Raw genomic sequence first — 17379 nt, 5'->3', positions numbered from 1 at the left:
ATTACAATTTATATCAATTTATTATGTTTACCGGTACAGTAAAGTTTTACAATGAAGCCAAGGGTTTCGGTTTTATCGTGGACGATGAATCACAAAGTGATGTCTTCGTGCACGCAACCGGATTGGTGGACAAAGTTGCCCAGAATGACAAAGTCACTTATGACGTCAAAGATGGCAAGAAAGGTCCTAATGCCATCAACGTCAAAAAAGCATAAATGCAATTTTGATTTGAAAGTGAATCCCCGGTCGCCCCGGGGATTTTTTTATGCCTGACTTTCTGAGTTGCCTTCCTGATTTTCCCTAATCGGGGGAGATACTTTTTCCTGCCAACTTGAAGGAACAGTCTTAAGATACAAGTCTCTTTTTGGGAAAGGAATCTCGATTTGATTTTGCTGAAAGGCTTCAAAGATCGAAGTCATGACCTCAGACCTCATTTCTAGCCATATATCCATACTTCCCACCCAGAAAAGCAACCTGAAGTCAACAGAAGATTCTCCAAAATTTTGCATAAAGACTCTTGGCTGAGGTAATTTCAAAATATTATCTCTATTCAAGATCTCCGTCAATATTTCTTTGACTTTCTTCATGTCGGAATCATAAGCCACTCCAATTATGAGCTCCACTCGACGTCTCTTATCAGAAAGCGTCCAATTGATCAGGCTTTGAGAGAGCAGGTCTCCATTTGGAACTACTATTTCGGAGCCATCATAGGCTTGGATTTTACTTGCTCTAATGCCGACTTCTTTGACAGTACCTTTATTCATTCCTACTTCGATTTCATCTCCGATCTGTATAGGACGCTCAAATGCGAGAATTATCCCTGAAACCAGATTATTGATGATGGTTTGAAGTCCAAAACCAATACCTACTGAAAGAGCACCCAAGACGATTGTGATTCGGTCTAGAGGTATTTTTGCTGCCGTGAGAGCTATAAAAAAACCTATGGTCATCACAGCTAATCGTATCAAAAGGACAGAACTTCCAAGTCGATTTTTCCGGGATGTGGCGTTCTTTTGATCAAAGGTGGAAAAGAAATAGGCAATACTGTTAGAAAGGAAAGACGAAACCAACAAGATGATCATAAAAAGCAGTACTGTTCCAAAAGTGAATGATGTCTCTCCGAGGGTATATTCCTCAGATAAGAAATCAGAAACTCCTTCATAAATCGTGTCGAAGTAACCTAGATGTATCAATATTCCATAGGCCCAGATACTGAAAGCAAAAACCTGTAAAATCCCTGCAAATCTTTTTTCAAGCTCTCTAAAATCAATGTAGCTTGAGATCGTATCTGATTCTTTTTTTGACTCGATAGTCAGGTAAAAAAACTGCATCACCAAGTTTGTAAAAATATAGAGTGATACTCCACGGAAGAAACTTGTGATGCCTGTGGTACCATAAAGTTTAGCCAAACTTACCCTTCCAAAAGTATTTGTTCCTAGAGAAAAGACCTGAGTTACGATCAAAAGAACTAAGAGGACTTTTAGGATGGATTTACCCTTGAAATCTTTTTCTTTAATGGTAGAAAGTGCCAGAAAGCCAAAAAGTAGGGCTAATATGTTGGCTATCAAATAGTAAAATCTTTCACCATAGTTGTGCTCCCAAGTCACCCCAAGCACAGGGCCAATAAGAGTCAATGGTAGAAAAATCCACCAAAGTCGCTTAAATCGCTCCGGGAAAAAATCTTTGATAACCCAAGAACATAGAAAGGAAAATATGACTGAAAGTGCTGAATTAAAAGCTAATGGTGTTCTATCAAAAACAAAGAAATATAAAGGGATAATGATCAAAAAGGAGGAGATTAATGGGTAGTTGTGGATAGACTTGCTTTTTGATAAAATAGTCTGGCTAAAATTCTTCTCTTGCTCGATTAGTTTGATAGTTCTTCTGAGATAAAAACCAACTACAATTAGTATCACAAAGAAAAAAATGAGTTTTGCCAGGTTACGCTCAACGAAATAGAGAACAAAGGTTCCGTTAGAAAAAAATGATTCCTTTATAATCGTGAGAGTCGATTTCTGTGACCCGTAGGTCTCATCTTTTTGTTCCCATAAGTAGTTGACTTCTTTACTCCATATTTTACGATTTAATTCCTTTGATTTTTGCTTGAAATATTGACTTGTAGAGATTACTCGGTTATTGAGATCATTTAATTGTGATTGGTATCTAGTTAGTAAGAGTTCTTGTTTGAATATCTCTTTTTCGAGATCGAAGACTTGCTTTTTTAGATTATTAATCTCTTGAAATACTTCAGGGGCAAACTCGAGTTTCTTTGTGTCATATCGAATAATAGAGTCAGATTGTATTTTATTGAGATTTTCACTTGCCCTCAAAACAAGATCTACTCTAGAATCAATTATAGCTTCGAACTTTTCAATTTCACTTAATATTCCACTGAGAATAGCGCTCATTCCTTTGAGGTATCGCACATTATCCTGCCGGACCGTGTCTTCAATCAATCCCCGCATCGAGCGAATCGCCTGATCCAATTCAGGAATTATTTCAGTCATTTCGGTAGTATCCAAGGGCTCTTTGAGCAAAAGCTGCGTCTTACTTATGTCGATGGAATAGCGTTTTATTTTAGAAATCAATTGTGGAAGCAATCTGCTCAATTGCTGTTCTTGTTGATTTATCGCTTCTTCTACTTCAAGAAGGTTTATTACCTCTTCGCTTTCAGTTTCAAGCTTTAAAGAATCAGAAATGCCAGTAATTTTATCAATAACATCCTTTTTTATAGTCTGGCTATTGGAAATCAGTGGAAAGCTTAAAAAAACAAATACACTAAAAACTAAGAGGCGGAGTGGTTTCATATTATTCAGAAATGAATTCTCAAAATAGGAAAAATCATAGTCAAATGAAATTGATAAAATATCATGACTTTTTGACAAAATAATTACTGTTTAGCTAAGAAAAAGTGACAAGATGACTGATTTTTCGCTTTGGTATTAAAATTTCTAATCAGTAATCAGTTAACGTTTAGAACTCAAAACAAAACCAATTATGAAACTAGTAAAATATAATCAACTCGACCCGATGTTCCCTTCCACCTTTGGTGGCTTCTTTGATAAATTTTTCAATGAGTCACTTGGAGAAGTAAATCGAAAGTTTAGTCCGGCAGTAGATATTTCTGAGGATGATTCTCAGTTTGAACTGCAGGTAATGGTGCCTGGAATGAAAAAGCAAGATTTCAAGGTAGACTTGACTGATGGTCGCTTGACCATTTCTGGTGAGCGAAAAGTTGAGGAAAAGAAGGAAGGTAAAAACTTCCATTCCCTTGAATCTCAGTTTGGTGCATTTTCAAGAGTGTTTTACGTACCAGACAATGTACAGGCAGATAAAATCGAGGCTGTCTATGAAGATGGAATTTTGAAAATAACCCTTCCAAAAGCTGAGAAAAAAGTCAATAAAGCCTTGATTGAAGTAAAATAATCTGAAGAGTGGGTGAACCCCACTCTTTTTTTTGGGTTAGAATAATATAGATGCCGGTTAAAACTGGTTAAATTGATTTTCCAAATGGACCTGATTGAATAATTTTTGAGTTAAATCAGCAAAACAAGAAGAAAGTAAACTATGAGCAAAAGACAATTCTTTCTAGGAATGCTATTGGCCTCCCTCATTGGAGGTATGGTGGCTTTGGCAGGGGTTAGTTATTTCCTCCAGCCACAGGGAGCTACCACATTTGAAGAAAAGCAAAATGCAAGTTTCGTAAACCTACTTGCCGGAGAAAATTTCACGATCCCTGATGGGATTAATTTTGTGGCATCTGCAGAGATAGTCACACCTGCAGTAGTACACGTCAAAAGTACATTAGGATATACCGCTTCCCGACCAAGGAATCCAATCGAAGAGCTTTTTGGATTTCCTCCGGGAGATGAAAACCCAATGCAAGGCCCTGGGTCGAGAAATCCCATGAGTTCAGGCTCAGGTGTAATAATTTCGTCAGACGGATATATCGTGACCAATAACCATGTGGTCGAAGGAGCTTCTCAAATTGATATCTCCCTAGACAATAATAAGCGATTTGTCGCTAAAGTAATTGGAACCGATCCTACTACTGACCTGGCATTATTGAAAATCGAAGCCAATGGTCTTCCTTTTGTGAAGTTTGGTAATTCTGATCAAACAAAAATAGGAGAGTGGGTCCTTGCCGTAGGAAACCCATTCAATCTAAATTCCACCGTGACAGCGGGGATTATCTCGGCAAAAGCCAGAAACATCGGGATTCTTCGTGGAGTAGAAAATAACCTTCAAATTGAATCCTTCCTTCAGACTGATGCAGTGGTCAATCCGGGTAATTCTGGAGGTGCATTGGTCAATTTAGCAGGAGAATTGATTGGGATCAATACAGCGATTGCTACACGTACAGGTACTTTCAATGGTTATTCCTTTGCTGTGCCTAGTTCGCTCGTTCGGAAAGTAGTCGATGATCTTTTGGAATACGGAACCGTTCAGCGCGGGCTATTAGGGGTGACAATTCGAGACGTAAGTCCTGAGCTAGCAGAGGAATTAAATACTGAGTTGCCTGTAGATCAGGGAGTTTATATCAATGGAGTAAATCCAAACAGCGGCGGTGAAGAAGCAGGATTGCAGCCAGGTGATATCATCGTAGGAGTGGATGGTAGAGAGACTACATCCGTTTCTATCCTTCAAGAAATGGTAGCTAGAAAACGTCCAGGCGATCAAGTGAAGGTGGAGTATTTGCGTGATGGTAAGAAGATGGAAGCAATGGCTACCCTCCGAAACTTTGATGGAAACACCAAAATTGTAGAGAAAGAGGTTAAGAAAACCTACGAATATGACGGCGTTGTATTTGAAAATATTTCTGATGATCAGAAAGAGCGGCTTCGAATCGCCGGAGGAGCAATGATTGCTACCGTTGGACGATCCGCTTGGAGATCTGCAGGTGCAAGACCAGGTTTTATCATTACATCCATTATTAGCGAAGATGGACGTACCAGAATCTCTGATGCAGAAAATCTTCTTGAGGAGCTAAGCTCATTAAGCGGTCAAGAAATCGTGGTATTAGGGATGTTTAATGACGGTACCGAATATTACTTCGAAGTTGAGCTTGATTAAAAGCGTAACTGAAAAAAATGAAAAATCCCACTACGATGAGTAGTGGGATTTTTTTATGATTTGGCTTGTATAAAAAGCTTAGTCTGATATTAAGCTACTTGTAGTCGTTTGAATTTTGACTTGTCAAATTGAGACTTGGCATAGGCCTCATCAATGACAAGCTCCTTGATACTGTCATCGGATGGGAGCTCATACATCGCATCTGTGATGATTGCTTCGCAAATAGATCTTAGGCCTCTAGCGCCAAGGTTATATTCCACAGCCTTATCGACGATGAAATCCAAGCCGCTTTCTTTGAATTTCAGCTTAACACCTTCCATCTCCAGAAGTTTGGTGTATTGCTTCACAAGGGCATTCTTTGGTTCTGTTAGGATTTGCTTGAGTGCTTCTTTGTGAAGAGGGTCCAAGTGAGTCAGTACAGGAAGTCTACCGATTAGTTCTGGAATCAATCCAAAAGCTTTAAGGTCCTGAGCAGTCACATATTGGAGTAAATTTTCTCTATCAGCCATGGCCGCTCCTGCGGACTTGCTAAAGCCAAGTGGCTGGGTATTGAGACGCTTGGCGATGTGTCTCGCTATTCCGTCAAATGCTCCCCCGCAGATAAACAAGATGTTTTCAGTATTGACAGCGATCATTTTCTGGTCCGGGTGCTTTCTCCCACCCTGAGGCGGTACATTCACAACCGTTCCTTCCAATAGCTTCAACATGGCTTGCTGAACGCCCTCACCACTTACGTCTCTGGTAATCGAAGGATTGTCAGACTTTCGAGCGATTTTGTCAATCTCATCGATATACACAATCCCTCTCTCGGCAGCTTCCACATTGTAGTCTGCTGCCTGAAGCAATCTGGTCAAGATGCTTTCCACATCTTCGCCTACATAACCTGCCTCGGTGAGTACCGTCGCATCTGCGATGCAGAATGGTACCTCAAGGATTCTTGCCAAAGTTTTAGCGAGATAAGTCTTTCCGGTACCGGTATCGCCCACCATGATGATATTGGATTTTTCAATCTTGATATCATCTGGGTCTATTTGTTGCTGTAGCCTTTTGTAGTGGTTGTATACCGCTACTGTGAGTACTTTTTTAGCATCCTCCTGACCAATTACATATTGGCCGAGGAATTCGGTGAGCTCCTTCGGTTTTTTGAGTTTGAACTTTGGTTTAGAAGGGGCAGACTTCTTAGTCTTTTCCTCTTCACCAAGGATCATATGTGCTTGTTCGATACAAAAATTACAGATGTGGGCTGATATTCCGGAGACCATCAGATCCACATCCTTTTTATTTCTACCGCAGAAAGAGCAGGTAACTTGTGCCATTAAACTGATTTTTTAACTAGAACTTCGTCGATAAGTCCGTACTCTTTGGCTTCTGGTGCCTTAAGCCAATAGTCACGGTCCGAGTCGCGTTCGATTTCTTCGTAAGTTTTGCCAGTATGATTTGCCAAAATCTGATAAAGCTCCTGACGCATAGAAAGGATTAATTTCAAGGAAATTTCCATGTCCTTGGATTGCCCTTGCATACCACCTGAAGGCTGGTGAATCATCACTCGCGAATGCTGGAGGGCAGATCGCTTATTTTTTGCACCACCTGCTAGTAATACAGCACCCATGGATGCGGCGATTCCCGTACAGATAGTAGCCACATCAGGACCGATATATTGCATGGTATCATAGATCCCCAGACCAGCAGTCACGGAGCCCCCCGGGCTGTTGATGTAAAGCAATACGTCTTTCTTAGCGTCTACTGACTCCAAGAAAAGTAATTGAGCAATGATAATATTGGCAATATGATCATCTACAGGAGTTCCTAAAAAAATGATCCGGTCCATGATCAATCGAGAGAATACGTCGATTTCGCGGAAGTTTGAAGGACGCTCTTCGATGACCGCTCGGGTCATATTTTCGATATGTTGGGTGTACTGGTCAAATGCCGATCCACTTACTCCCTGATTGTGAATCGCAAATTTTCTGAATTCCTCTTTGTTAATCATAATTGGTTTTTTGAATATGGTTGCTTAAAAATAAAAAAAGCCCTTAAATAAGGACTTTTTTAAGCTTTAAAGCAATTTACTTTTCCAAAAGTTCCTTAAAGTCATCGATGCTTAGGTTCTTTTCGACAAGTTTTATTTTCTCTTGAACATATGCTAAAACCTTATCATTCTGAGCTGAGGTCAGCATGTTCATATAGTTTTGACCTTCATTACCTTGTAGGTAATTGTCAACAAACATATCCATGCTCTCTTCCATAGAAGATCCAAGGCCGGACGAAGCAAATTGCTCACGGATCATTTCCTTGGTTTTCTCGATTACATCTGCATGCTCAGCCTTGATGTCGTTAGCACGAGCGATTTCATTCGAGATCAATGACCAAATCAACTGTCTTGAATAAGCAGGGAATTCATTTTCTACATCTTTCTCAGTCACTTTGCCTTCATTGGCTCTTAGCAACCATTCCTTCAAGAAGTCTTCTGGAAGTTCAAGGTTCGCTTTCTCGACCAAGGTCTTTTTCAACTCTTCCTCTGTGAAAACTTGAGATTCTCTATCGTAGCTAGACTGAAGGGTCTCTTTTACCTTGGCAATAAATTCCTCTTCGGTTTTTACTTGATCAGGACCAAAGATTTTATCAAAAAATTCCTGATTCATTTCAGCTTCTGCCTTTCTGTTTACATTCTTGATGGTAAAAGAAAGCGCTCCAGATAGGTCTTTCGCGTCTTCCTCCGTTAATCCAAATGCTTCTTCCCACTGACCTTTTTTGACATCCTTAGCATCGAAGTCTACTACGTCTTCCTTGCCTTTTCCGATGAATTTTTCAGCCAGTTTTTTGGTGATTTTAGATAGATCCAAAGAAACGGTATGCTCAAAATCACCCTCTTTAGCTTTAACATCACCGTAAACATGATCGCCAGCTTCTACGGATTCAGGGTTAGTACTTTCGCCGTACTGAGACTTGAGGTTTTGAATAGTTTCATCGACCAGTTTGTCATCCACTTGGATTTGATACTTCACCGCCTCAAGATTTTCATCGATTGGAAGTTCAAAATTCTCGACGAAGCCAATTTTGTATTCGAAATCAAAATCTTTCTGCTTTTTCCAGTCGATTTGATCTTCAACTTTTTCTACAGGAAGTGGATCTCCTAGGATTCTAAAGGACTGCTCCTTAATGTAATTGTTCAGTGAATCACCGAGGATGGAATTGATCTCATCTACTAGAATGGAAGTTCCGTAGATATTTTTTACCATAGAAACAGGCGCTTTGCCAGGTCTAAAGCCCTTAATGCTGACTTTTTTAGCATAGTCTTTTAGCTTGGCGTCTACCTTGGGTTGATAATCTGCCTCCGTTAGTTTAATTTTAATAGAGGCTTGATTTGCGGAATGCTTGTCTAGTGTAATTTCCAACGTATAAAATATTTATGATGATTTCGAACTAAAAACCCCCAATCGCTTTCCTGAGTGTTTTCAGGGAGTGATTGAGGGTTCGATTTGTGTGCGGATGGAGGGACTCGAACCCCCATGCCTCGCGGCGCTAGATCCTAAGTCTAGTGCGTCTACCAATTTCGCCACATCCGCTTTTCGACCGTATCACTTTCGTACGGCTGTCAATTGTGGATGCAAAGGTAGGTACTTCCTGAATATTTGCAAGCATCCGAGAAAAAAATATTTTAGATTCTGAAATAGAAATCATCCTTACCATTTTTGTGTTAAATTTCTAATATGTCCATGATCCAAGTTGATATAGAAGAAGAGCGAAAAGAAATCCTGAAAAGGTACCGTCGTCTGCTCCGACAGGCCAAACCAATCTTAAAGCCTGGAGATGCGAAAATCATCAAAAAGGCCTTTAATGTGTCTTTGGAGGCGCATAAGGATATGCGCCGTAAATCTGGCGAACCTTACATCTATCATCCATTGGAGGTGGCTTTGGTATGTGTGGAGGAGATTGGCTTGGGTACCACGTCAATAGTAGCTGCGCTTTTGCATGATGTAGTGGAAGATACCTATTGGGAGCTAGAGGATATTGAGCGGGAATTTGGTCATAAGGTCATGACCATTATTGATGGCTTGACCAAGATTGCTGGCGTGTTCGAATATGGTAGCTCTCAGCAGGCGGAGAACTTCCGAAAAATGCTTCTAACGCTTTCTGATGACGTCCGGGTAATTTTGATCAAAATAGCGGATCGTCTGAATAATATGCGTACGCTGGGAAGCATGCCTCGCCACAAGCAATTGAAAATCGCCTCTGAGACGATGTATCTCTACGCTCCGCTTGCACATAGGCTAGGGCTTTATGCGATCAAATCCGAACTCGAGGATTTGTATCTAAAATTTACCGATACCACCACCTACAAGGCGATCGTTCATAAAATCAATGAGTCCAAGTCCTACCGGAATAAATTTATCCGGCAATTCATCCAGCCCATCGAGGAGGAGCTCAATCGACAGGGATTCAAATTTAGTATTAAAGGAAGGCCTAAGTCGGTTTACTCCATCTACAACAAGATGAAAAAACAAAATATACCTTTCGAAGAGGTATATGACCTTTTTGCAGTACGGATTATCTTGGAGTCTGAGTTGGAAAATGAAAAAGCCGACTGTTGGCAAGTGTACTCTATCGTGACAGATTTTTACCGCCCAAATCCAGACCGTCTCCGAGATTGGATTTCTACACCTCGTTCAAATGGATATGAATCCCTTCATACCACTGTCATGAGTAATCTCGGTCAGTGGGTGGAAGTTCAGATTCGTACGAGAAGGATGGATGAAATTGCAGAGCGAGGATACGCGGCACACTGGAAATACAAAGAAAAAGATGCTCCGGGCAAGACTACTTCAGGTTTGGACGAATGGATCACCCAAGTGAGAAGCATGCTCGAATCCAATGAAGGAAATGCCATAGAGTTTATGGATGACTTCAGGGGAAATCTTTTCCAAGAAGAGGTTTTTGTTTTTACTCCCAAAGGAGATTTAAAAGTACTGGCCTTCGGCTCTACTGCTTTGGACTTTGCATTTGAAATCCACACAGAAGTGGGAGCCCGATGTATCGGAGCCAAAGTCAATCAAAAGCTGGTGCCGATTACTCATAAACTAAAAAACGGCGATCAGGTCGAAATCCTTACATCAAATAAGCAAAAGCCTTCAGAAGATTGGCTCAATCATGTAGTCACCTCGCGTGCAAAAGCTAAAATCAAGGATGCGCTAAGGGAGGAAAAAAAGTCTGCGATTGTAGACGGAAGAGAGATTGTGCAGCGTAAGCTGAAGCAAATGAAAATGGAGTTTAGCTCCGAGACAGTGGAAAAGCTTCGCGCTTATTTTGAATTAAAGACAGCCAACGACTTTTATTATAAGGTTGGAAAGGGGATTATTGATCCAACTACAATCAAATCCTTCAAAGATTTCCGAGAAAATCAAAAGTTAAAGCATAAGGCTATTCAGGAGAAAGTTCGGGATGAATCAACCTTCACCAAGGAAATCAAGAGCCTTAAAGGGCCAGATCATGACCAGTTGTTGATCGGGGAAGATATGGATGTGGTTGATTATATATTGGCCAAGTGTTGCAATCCAATTCCCGGTGATGATGTGTTTGGCTTTGTTACGGTGAATGAAGGAATCAAAATCCACCGAACATCCTGTCCGAATGCCTTGGAGTTGCTTTCTAATCATGGAAACCGTGTAATCAAAGCTCGCTGGACAAGTCAAAAAGAAATAGCCTTTTTGGCAGGGCTTCATATTGTAGGAACAGATCGGGTGGGGCTGATCAATGATGTCACCAAAGTGATTTCCAGTGAGCTTAAAGTGAATATGCGATCTATTACCGTAGATTCAGATGCGGGAATTTTTGAGGGGACAATCAAGCTCTATGTTCACAGTACGGAGCATTTGGAGACTTTAGTGAAAAACCTCAAAGAGGTCGAAGGGATCATTAAGGTAACTCGATTTGATTAGAGTGAATTAATTCTCCCCAGCAAGGGTTATATTTGACAAAAAAATAAATAAATGTCTTTGAATACCGCACATTTCGAGGAAGTCAAGAGAATATTTACGGCATATCTGGAGAATCAAAAACTCCGAAAAACGCCCGAACGATATGCGATTTTAGAGGAAATATACAGTCGGTCCGGTCATTTTGATGTAGAAGGGCTCTACATCAGCATGAAAAATAAAAATTATCGGGTCAGTCGGGCTACGGTTTATAATACCCTAGATCTATTGGTTGAATGTGATTTGGTGACCAAGCATCAGTTTGGGAAGAATCTAGCGCAATTCGAAAAATCCTACGGATACAAACAGCACGATCATTTGATCTGTATTGATTGCAATGAGGTCCTGGAGTTTTGTGATCCACGCATCCAAAATATCCAAAATACCGTTGGAGATATCTTGAACTTCAAGGTGCTTCATCATTCATTGATTTTGTATGGTAACTGTAACAAGGAGAATTGCGAAAATAGACCAAGTCCAGAAGCTTAAAATCAAGGATGATTTCAAATATTTCTTTATACAGTGGGAGATCGGTCCTTTTTATAAAATTTGGCTTCTGACCGATCACGATCCAAAATTAAAAGATAAAATAAAGACTGCCTGAAGCAGAAGGGATCTCGGAATCGGTACAAGACAGTTTGTGGCCTTTGAAAAACAAATTATAAACAGATGAAACTAAGCTATCAATCAGAAAAGGACGATAAGGCCCATTATTTACACATTCAGGGAGATTTGATAGGTGATGAGATGGGGCCTAAGCTCGTAGAGATTGTATCCGATGCGATACAGGAAGGTGCTAAAACATTTGTAGTAAATCTTAAAGAGGTGCGCTACATTAGCTCGTCAGGGATAGGCTTACTGATTACCATGCTGACAAAAATGAGGAATGCCGGCGGAGAAGTTTATCTGACTGCACCTTCAGAGCATGTCAAAAAACTTTTGATCATTACTAAGTTGAATAATATTTTTTCAGTCTATGATTCGGTTGAGGATTTTAGAGCTGCATTTTAGTTTAAGAAGGAATTTTGAATGATTTGATGATTATTCCCAAGTTTCACTTGGTTTTGATTCTTTGAATCGCAAATTTCGGCCTTTAAAAAATCTTTGATAGTAAAGTAATCCCCGCATCATTATGAAGATGGATGTATTGCTCGGTCTCCAATGGGGAGATGAGGGTAAAGGTAAAATTGTGGATGTTTTGGCTCCTGAATATGAAATCGTCGCCAGATTTCAAGGTGGGCCGAATGCAGGGCATACGTTGGAGTTTGACGGAATCAAGCATGTCCTTCATCAGATTCCATCAGGTATTTTCCGCTCGCAGATATTGAATATCATTGGGAATGGAGTGGTATTAGACCCGGTAATCCTAAAGAAAGAGATCGAAGGACTTGGGAAGTTTTCGATAGATTATATGAAAAACCTGGTCGTCTCCAAAAAGGCGACAATCATCGTTCCCACACATAAATTATTAGATGCGGCCTACGAGAAGTCCAAGGGCGATAAAAAGATCGGGTCTACTCTCAAAGGAATCGGCCCAACTTATCAAGATAAAATTGGTCGATCTGCGCTTCGGATTGGGGATATTTTAAGTCCCGATTTCAATGATAAATACCAAACCCTTCTCGAAAAACATAGGACCATTTTATCCTTCTATGATTTTCCTCTGGATGAATTACCGGAATTGGAGAAAAGCTTTTTTGAGGCAATCACTTTCGTCAAAAGCCTAAATCTAATTGACAGTGAATATGTGGTTAATGAGGCGCTTTCAGGAGGTAAAAAGATTTTGGCAGAAGGAGCCCAAGGTTCACTGCTTGATATAGATTTTGGTTCCTATCCATTCGTGACTAGTAGTAGTACCATGACGGCAGGAGCTTGTTCTGGTTTGGGGGTAGCTCCATCTCGGATTGGTGAGGTTTTCGGTATTTTCAAAGCCTATTGCACTCGCGTAGGAAGTGGACCGTTTCCTACTGAGCTTTTTGATGATACTGGAGAGGCTATGCGTAAGGAGGGAAATGAATTTGGAAGCACCACGGGCAGACCGCGTCGCTGTGGGTGGTTGGATCTTCCAGCCTTGAAATACTCCATCATGATCAATGGCGTTACGCAGCTATTTATGATGAAAGCTGATGTGCTGAATATCTTTGAGGAAATCAAAGTTTGTACCCATTATCAGTTGAAAGATGGTAGCGTGGTAGATAAATTGACCTTCGAGATTTCAGATATCGAGGCTACACCGATCTACAAGACTTTGCCGGGTTGGAATTGTGGCTTGGATGAGGTGAGATCATACGATGATTTTCCGGCCGAACTGAAAGGCTATGTGTCTTACTTGGAAAAAGAATTACAGGTTCCCATTCGATTAGTTTCAGTGGGACCAGATAGAGTTCAGACGATTCTTCGTTGATTTATAAGGAAAAATTAAGGCCTCGAGGTGAAAACTTCGGGGCTTTTTTAGTTTTCACCGAAGGGGTTCCTATTTTAGCAGAAAGTTGAAGGATTGAGAAGGATAGCATTCATTATTTTATTTTTAATTTCACTTAAAGCTCAGGGGCAGTTTGGCTTTCCCTATTGTGAGACTTTTCAGACGAGCTCTACTCAAGCTAATACAGTTTTTGGAGGCGATGCGGTTTTGGTTGATGGGGTTTTGAGGCTTACCAACAATCAGACTGAGCAGCGTGGTTACGTTTATATTGATGTTCCTTTTCCATCTGTTTATGGCATAAAGGTAGAATTCGAATATTTCAGCTACGGGGGAGATATTGAAAATCGCGCAGATGGATTAGCTGTTTTTTTATTTGATGCCGCGACCCAAAATTTTGCTCCAGGAGGATTTGGAGGATCCCTTGGCTATGCACAGCGAAACAATGAACCTGGACTTACCAATGCCTATATGGGAATTGGCTTTGATGAGTTTGGAAATTTTGGAAATACTGCTGAGGGAAAAAATGGAGGTTTTCCTGGAGTTGGCGAAGCACTAGTTCCCAATACAGTTGTGGTGCGCGGTCCCGGGAATGGATTGTCAGGATATCCTTTCATAATAGGTAGAAGAACGCTTGATGCAGGCAACTTAGGCTTAAGCCCAGAAAGGACTTTTGAAATTAGTTCGGGAGGAACCGGTACACAACGGGTCACAGATCCCAATCAAGTTGGGTATCGGAAAGTGTTTATAGATCTACAGCCTGTGGAGCAAGGTGTTGGCTATCAATTTAAAGTCGACATGATGGTCACTACCGAACCAAATAACCCAAGGATGGTGGCTATTTTTGATCGAGCCTATGCTTTCCAACCACCAAAAGAATTAAAAATCGGATTTTCAGCTTCTACAGGTGGATTTACCAACTTCCATGAAATCAGAAATCTTGTTGTAGAGGTTTCTGCAGATGATGATCTCGTTGATCCGAAAGGAGTGGATTTTGAAGATGTGGCTTCTTGTGAAGGTCAAGAAAATCAGTATTTCATTACGGATGAAGAGGTAGTGCTTCCCAATCAGGATTCTCAGATTCGTTGCTTGCAGTTTTTTGAAAAGCTGGAGGATATTCAGGAGAATAGTTCTGATGTGTGCAATCAGGGAAAATGCCTGGAAGAAAATCAGGTTTTGGTCCTACCCCAAGGGACTATTCGAGCTGGCGAAGCTGGGGCTTATACTTTTTTCCCCAATCCGGGTACAAGAGATCAACAGGTAGAAGTCTTTTATACGATCACAGATAATTATGGTAAAGCATCATCGGGAAATAAGATTACTTTGAATATTCAGGAATCACCCGCTCCGGTCCGAATTTTAGCCGAAGGAGTTGAAAGCCCAATCGAAGAGTCTTTTAATCTTTGTCCTGGTGAAAGTGTAGTTTTTGTTTCCGAAGGAGATGAAGCCTATCAGCGCTACGAATGGTACAAAGATGGCACTTTGCTCGAAGGAGAGACGGCTGCGAATTTGGAGGTTTTTGAACCTGGCCTTTATGAGATTTGGGCTTATAATCGAAAGAATTGCCCTGCTAAGTCCAATCAAGTACAAGTGCTTTTCCCTGAATATCCTTCCCTACAAATGTCCGGGACGGTCATAGGATGTGAAATAAATGAACCGGTAAATGTTTTTGATTTTTTATTGAATTATGAGCCGGATGAATATGACTATCGACTGACAGGAAACGGCCTAGAATTATTCAATGAAGAGATCGAGCAAGTTCCTTTAGGAGGTTTTTACGAGTTGACTGCAAAACCAAAGGGTTTTGAATGTTACAATACTCAGTCAACTGAGGTGGAGGTATTTATCCAATTAATTCCACTGACCGTAGATTTTGACTTTGTGGTAGAGGGAACGGATATCAGAGATGATGAGAGCGGAGGTATATTTGCTGATGATCCGATTGCTTTTACCGAGCTTGCTGATGAACGAGCGGTGGAATGGTCTTGGGACTTTGGTGATGGAAGTACATCCACGGAGCAGAACCCCATTCATGTTTTTGGAAAAAAGGGAGAGTTCCAGGTTGTATTGACAATTACGGACCAGTACGGTTGCCAAGAATCTTTCCAAAAGACGGTTTTGATTACCAAGAGCTACCGAATAATGTCACCCACTGGCTTCACACCCAATGCGGATGAAAACAAAACTTTCACTCCCAAATACAAAGGCTTAGTAGCTGTCGATTTGATGATCTTTAATAGTTGGGGTGAGTTGCTCTTCCGATCAGATGAATTGCAGGGGCCTGGTTGGGATGGAACCCTAGAGGGAAAGCTTTTGGATGCTGGTCTTTATATCTTTAGGATCAATGCTGAAACGGTAGAAGGAGAATCAATTACTGAGACAGGAAAATTCCGATTAATTAGATGAGGTATCGAGATTGGATTTTCCTTACGTTTATCTTCATTAGCTTTTTTGCAAAAGGCCAGGATGTGCAGTATTCACAATTCTATGCAAATCCTTTGTATTTGAACCCCGCCTTTGCTGGTAGCACCGATCAGGCCCGACTCGGAGCGAACTTCAGGAATCAATGGCCCGGTTTGGACGAAAGCTTTATTTCCTACACTGCTTATGCCGATTTTTTCAAAGAAGAAATTAACAGTGGGTTTGGATTGATCTTTACTGGTTCTCGAGAAAGTTTCCTTCAAAGTCAGGTAATGGAGGCAGGACTGGTTTATTCATATCGTTTGCGGCTATCCGAATCTGACTTTTTGCAATTTGGAATGCAGGGTAGTTTCTATTCCCGAGATGCTCTTTTTGATGATATCATTTTAGGAACGCAGCTAGATATTGATCGGGGAGTAATTATCGGGGCTCCTGGAGAGGGATTTGAGGGGGATAGTCAATTACGGGCTTTTGATGCTCATGCGGGTATTTTGGCTTATGGGGAGCGTTATTGGTTTGGTTTCTCGGCTTTCCATTTGCTCGAGCCGCCCATCAGTTATTTGGATGTAGAGAGTAATACGCTCCCAATCAGGTTTAACGCTCATGGTGGGATAAGATTTGATTTGGCTCCAGGTGATATCAATGATTTTTTTAACAACACGAATCAGGAACGTAGTCTGGCTTTCGCATTTAATTATAAAAGTCAGGGTGCATTTTCTCAGTTGGATATAGGAACAGAGTTTTATTTCGAACCCCTAATTCTCGGGCTTTGGTATCGAGGTCTTCCGACAAAATATCAACTTCCGAATAGTGAGTCCATTGTTGCCTTGGTTGGAATTAGTCTTGAGTCGGGAATTGAAATTGGATATAGTTATGATTTTTTGATTTCAAAGTTGGGTCAAACTGCTACCGGAGGAGCTCATGAGATATCGATTCGCTATCTGCTTTCCCCAAATCCAGCAAAGCGAAAGATGTCCAATCCACCGGGTTTTCGATTTTAATCCTCAGATTTTTTGATTGGGTAAAAAAAAGTTTGATCTATTCCTGCTTTATCCTCAACCACTTACTTGACAAAGTAAAAAAAGGTTGTGGTTGTGATTTGTTAAGAAATAAAATCCTGCGATATTTGTCCTCCCGAAAGCGCAGAAGGCGCTGGGGGAATTGAAAAGCGGGGAGAAGGCATCGGGGATATTGGAAAAAAGATTTTCAAATTATTTTTCACCAGATATTGCCGGGAAAATAAAAGTTCTTACCTTTGCAGTCCTGTTCGGCGAAAGCGGGGCAGAAGCCCGGCAGAAGCGCCGGAACGAAAAACACCAAAACAAGCCAAAACGGGACGGGAAGCGTCTTTTTTTGAGCGGATCGGCGGGAGGCCGCGGATCTGGACAAGCCGTCCTGCAAGCAGGCCGGAGAAGTTCTTTGAAATGTTGTACAGCAAGAAAAAGCCAAAACAAGAAAGACAGGGCGGCCCGCAAGGGTCGTACATTAGGTTAC

Annotated in this window: 14 protein-coding genes and 1 tRNA gene; 10 read left to right on the top strand and 5 right to left on the bottom strand. The window is 41.0% G+C overall.

All coding sequences use genetic code 11. The features are described from left to right. Positions 1-23: 23 nt before the first annotated feature. The gene (locus CDH51_RS06085) at positions 24-215 is read left to right on the top strand and encodes a cold-shock protein (protein ID WP_024281570.1); all 192 of its coding nucleotides are present in this window, start codon (positions 24-26) and stop codon (positions 213-215) included. 48 nt (positions 216-263) lie between these two features. On the opposite strand, the gene CDH51_RS06080 is transcribed toward CDH51_RS06085, so the two are convergent. Then, on the bottom strand, positions 264-2807 hold the full coding sequence (locus CDH51_RS06080; protein WP_157807050.1) for a mechanosensitive ion channel domain-containing protein: 2544 nt from the start codon (positions 2805-2807) through the stop codon (positions 264-266). 190 nt (positions 2808-2997) lie between these two features. Here CDH51_RS06080 and CDH51_RS06075 point away from each other — a divergent pair, with 190 nt between their 5' ends. Both CDH51_RS06075 and CDH51_RS06070 read left to right on the top strand, forming a co-directional pair. Beyond that, positions 2998-3426 (top strand): Hsp20/alpha crystallin family protein, encoded by a 429-nt coding sequence (locus CDH51_RS06075; RefSeq protein ID WP_100627846.1) that lies wholly within the window; start codon positions 2998-3000, stop codon positions 3424-3426. Positions 3427-3567: 141 nt separating this feature from the next. Beyond that, entirely contained in the window at positions 3568-5073 is a 1506-nt protein-coding gene (locus CDH51_RS06070) for a S1C family serine protease (RefSeq protein WP_100627845.1), read from the top strand. 89 nt (positions 5074-5162) lie between these two features. Here the strand turns inward: CDH51_RS06070 and clpX are convergent, their stop codons facing one another. The 4 genes from clpX to CDH51_RS06050 all read right to left on the bottom strand — a co-directional run bounded on the left by clpX (position 5163) and on the right by CDH51_RS06050 (position 8639). Then, positions 5163-6389: an ATP-dependent Clp protease ATP-binding subunit ClpX gene (clpX, locus tag CDH51_RS06065; RefSeq protein WP_100627844.1), complete on the bottom strand. Its 1227-nt coding sequence runs from the start codon at positions 6387-6389 to the stop codon at positions 5163-5165. Continuing rightward, positions 6389-7063, bottom strand: coding sequence for an ATP-dependent Clp protease proteolytic subunit (locus tag CDH51_RS06060; protein WP_026945583.1), 675 nt, complete (start codon positions 7061-7063; stop codon positions 6389-6391). The genes clpX and CDH51_RS06060 overlap by 1 nt, the downstream gene beginning before the upstream one ends. 76 nt (positions 7064-7139) lie before the next feature. Then, positions 7140-8468, bottom strand: coding sequence for a trigger factor (gene tig / locus CDH51_RS06055; RefSeq protein ID WP_100627843.1), 1329 nt, complete (start codon positions 8466-8468; stop codon positions 7140-7142). Between the two features lie 89 nt (positions 8469-8557). Beyond that, positions 8558-8639, bottom strand: a tRNA-Leu gene (locus tag CDH51_RS06050). Positions 8640-8789: 150 nt separating this feature from the next. On the opposite strand from CDH51_RS06050, the gene CDH51_RS06045 reads away from it, so the two are divergent. From CDH51_RS06045 to CDH51_RS20285, 7 genes are all read left to right on the top strand, one after another. Continuing rightward, positions 8790-11009, top strand: a complete 2220-nt coding sequence (locus CDH51_RS06045) for a RelA/SpoT family protein (protein ID WP_100629351.1) — start codon at positions 8790-8792, stop codon at positions 11007-11009. A gap of 51 nt (positions 11010-11060) precedes the next feature. Continuing rightward, positions 11061-11534 (top strand): Fur family transcriptional regulator, encoded by a 474-nt coding sequence (locus tag CDH51_RS06040; protein ID WP_100627842.1) that lies wholly within the window; start codon positions 11061-11063, stop codon positions 11532-11534. A 180-nt stretch (positions 11535-11714) separates the two neighbouring features. Then, on the top strand, positions 11715-12056 hold the full coding sequence (locus CDH51_RS06035; protein ID WP_024281579.1) for an STAS domain-containing protein: 342 nt from the start codon (positions 11715-11717) through the stop codon (positions 12054-12056). A gap of 121 nt (positions 12057-12177) precedes the next feature. Then, complete coding sequence (locus CDH51_RS06030; protein WP_100627841.1) at positions 12178-13449, top strand: adenylosuccinate synthase; 1272 nt, start codon at positions 12178-12180, stop codon at positions 13447-13449. Positions 13450-13542: 93 nt separating this feature from the next. Continuing rightward, positions 13543-15870 carry a PKD domain-containing protein gene (locus tag CDH51_RS06025; protein WP_100627840.1) on the top strand — a complete coding sequence of 776 codons (2328 nt, stop codon included), beginning with the start codon at positions 13543-13545 and terminating at the stop codon, positions 15868-15870. Then, on the top strand, positions 15867-16886 hold the full coding sequence (locus tag CDH51_RS06020) for a PorP/SprF family type IX secretion system membrane protein (RefSeq protein ID WP_100627839.1): 1020 nt from the start codon (positions 15867-15869) through the stop codon (positions 16884-16886). The genes CDH51_RS06025 and CDH51_RS06020 overlap by 4 nt, the downstream gene beginning before the upstream one ends. Before the next feature lie 160 nt (positions 16887-17046). Then, positions 17047-17379 (top strand): hypothetical protein (locus CDH51_RS20285; protein WP_232724764.1); only part of this gene is annotated, 333 nt, incomplete at its 3' end.

The sequence above is a fragment of the Algoriphagus formosus genome, from assembly GCF_002807035.1.
In the GTDB taxonomy this organism is placed as follows: domain Bacteria; phylum Bacteroidota; class Bacteroidia; order Cytophagales; family Cyclobacteriaceae; genus Algoriphagus; species Algoriphagus formosus.
This window is presented reverse-complemented; position numbering and strand designations above follow the sequence as displayed.

Excerpts from the sequence above, each read along its gene's own strand:
- CDH51_RS06080 (WP_157807050.1), bottom strand. The coding sequence starts at position 2,807 with ATGAAACCACTCCGCCTCTTAGTTTTTAGTGTATTTGTTTTTTTAAGC.
- CDH51_RS06075 (WP_100627846.1), top strand. The coding sequence starts at position 2,998 with ATGAAACTAGTAAAATATAATCAACTCGACCCGATGTTCCCTTCCACC.
- CDH51_RS06070 (WP_100627845.1), top strand. The coding sequence starts at position 3,568 with ATGAGCAAAAGACAATTCTTTCTAGGAATGCTATTGGCCTCCCTCATT.
- CDH51_RS06030 (WP_100627841.1), top strand. The coding sequence starts at position 12,178 with ATGAAGATGGATGTATTGCTCGGTCTCCAATGGGGAGATGAGGGTAAA.
- CDH51_RS06035 (WP_024281579.1), top strand. The coding sequence starts at position 11,715 with ATGAAACTAAGCTATCAATCAGAAAAGGACGATAAGGCCCATTATTTA.
- CDH51_RS06045 (WP_100629351.1), top strand. The coding sequence starts at position 8,790 with ATGATCCAAGTTGATATAGAAGAAGAGCGAAAAGAAATCCTGAAAAGG.
- CDH51_RS06020 (WP_100627839.1), top strand. The coding sequence starts at position 15,867 with ATGAGGTATCGAGATTGGATTTTCCTTACGTTTATCTTCATTAGCTTT.
- clpX (WP_100627844.1), bottom strand. The coding sequence starts at position 6,389 with ATGGCACAAGTTACCTGCTCTTTCTGCGGTAGAAATAAAAAGGATGTG.
- CDH51_RS06060 (WP_026945583.1), bottom strand. The coding sequence starts at position 7,063 with ATGATTAACAAAGAGGAATTCAGAAAATTTGCGATTCACAATCAGGGA.
- CDH51_RS06040 (WP_100627842.1), top strand. The coding sequence starts at position 11,061 with ATGTCTTTGAATACCGCACATTTCGAGGAAGTCAAGAGAATATTTACG.
- CDH51_RS06085 (WP_024281570.1), top strand. The coding sequence starts at position 24 with ATGTTTACCGGTACAGTAAAGTTTTACAATGAAGCCAAGGGTTTCGGT.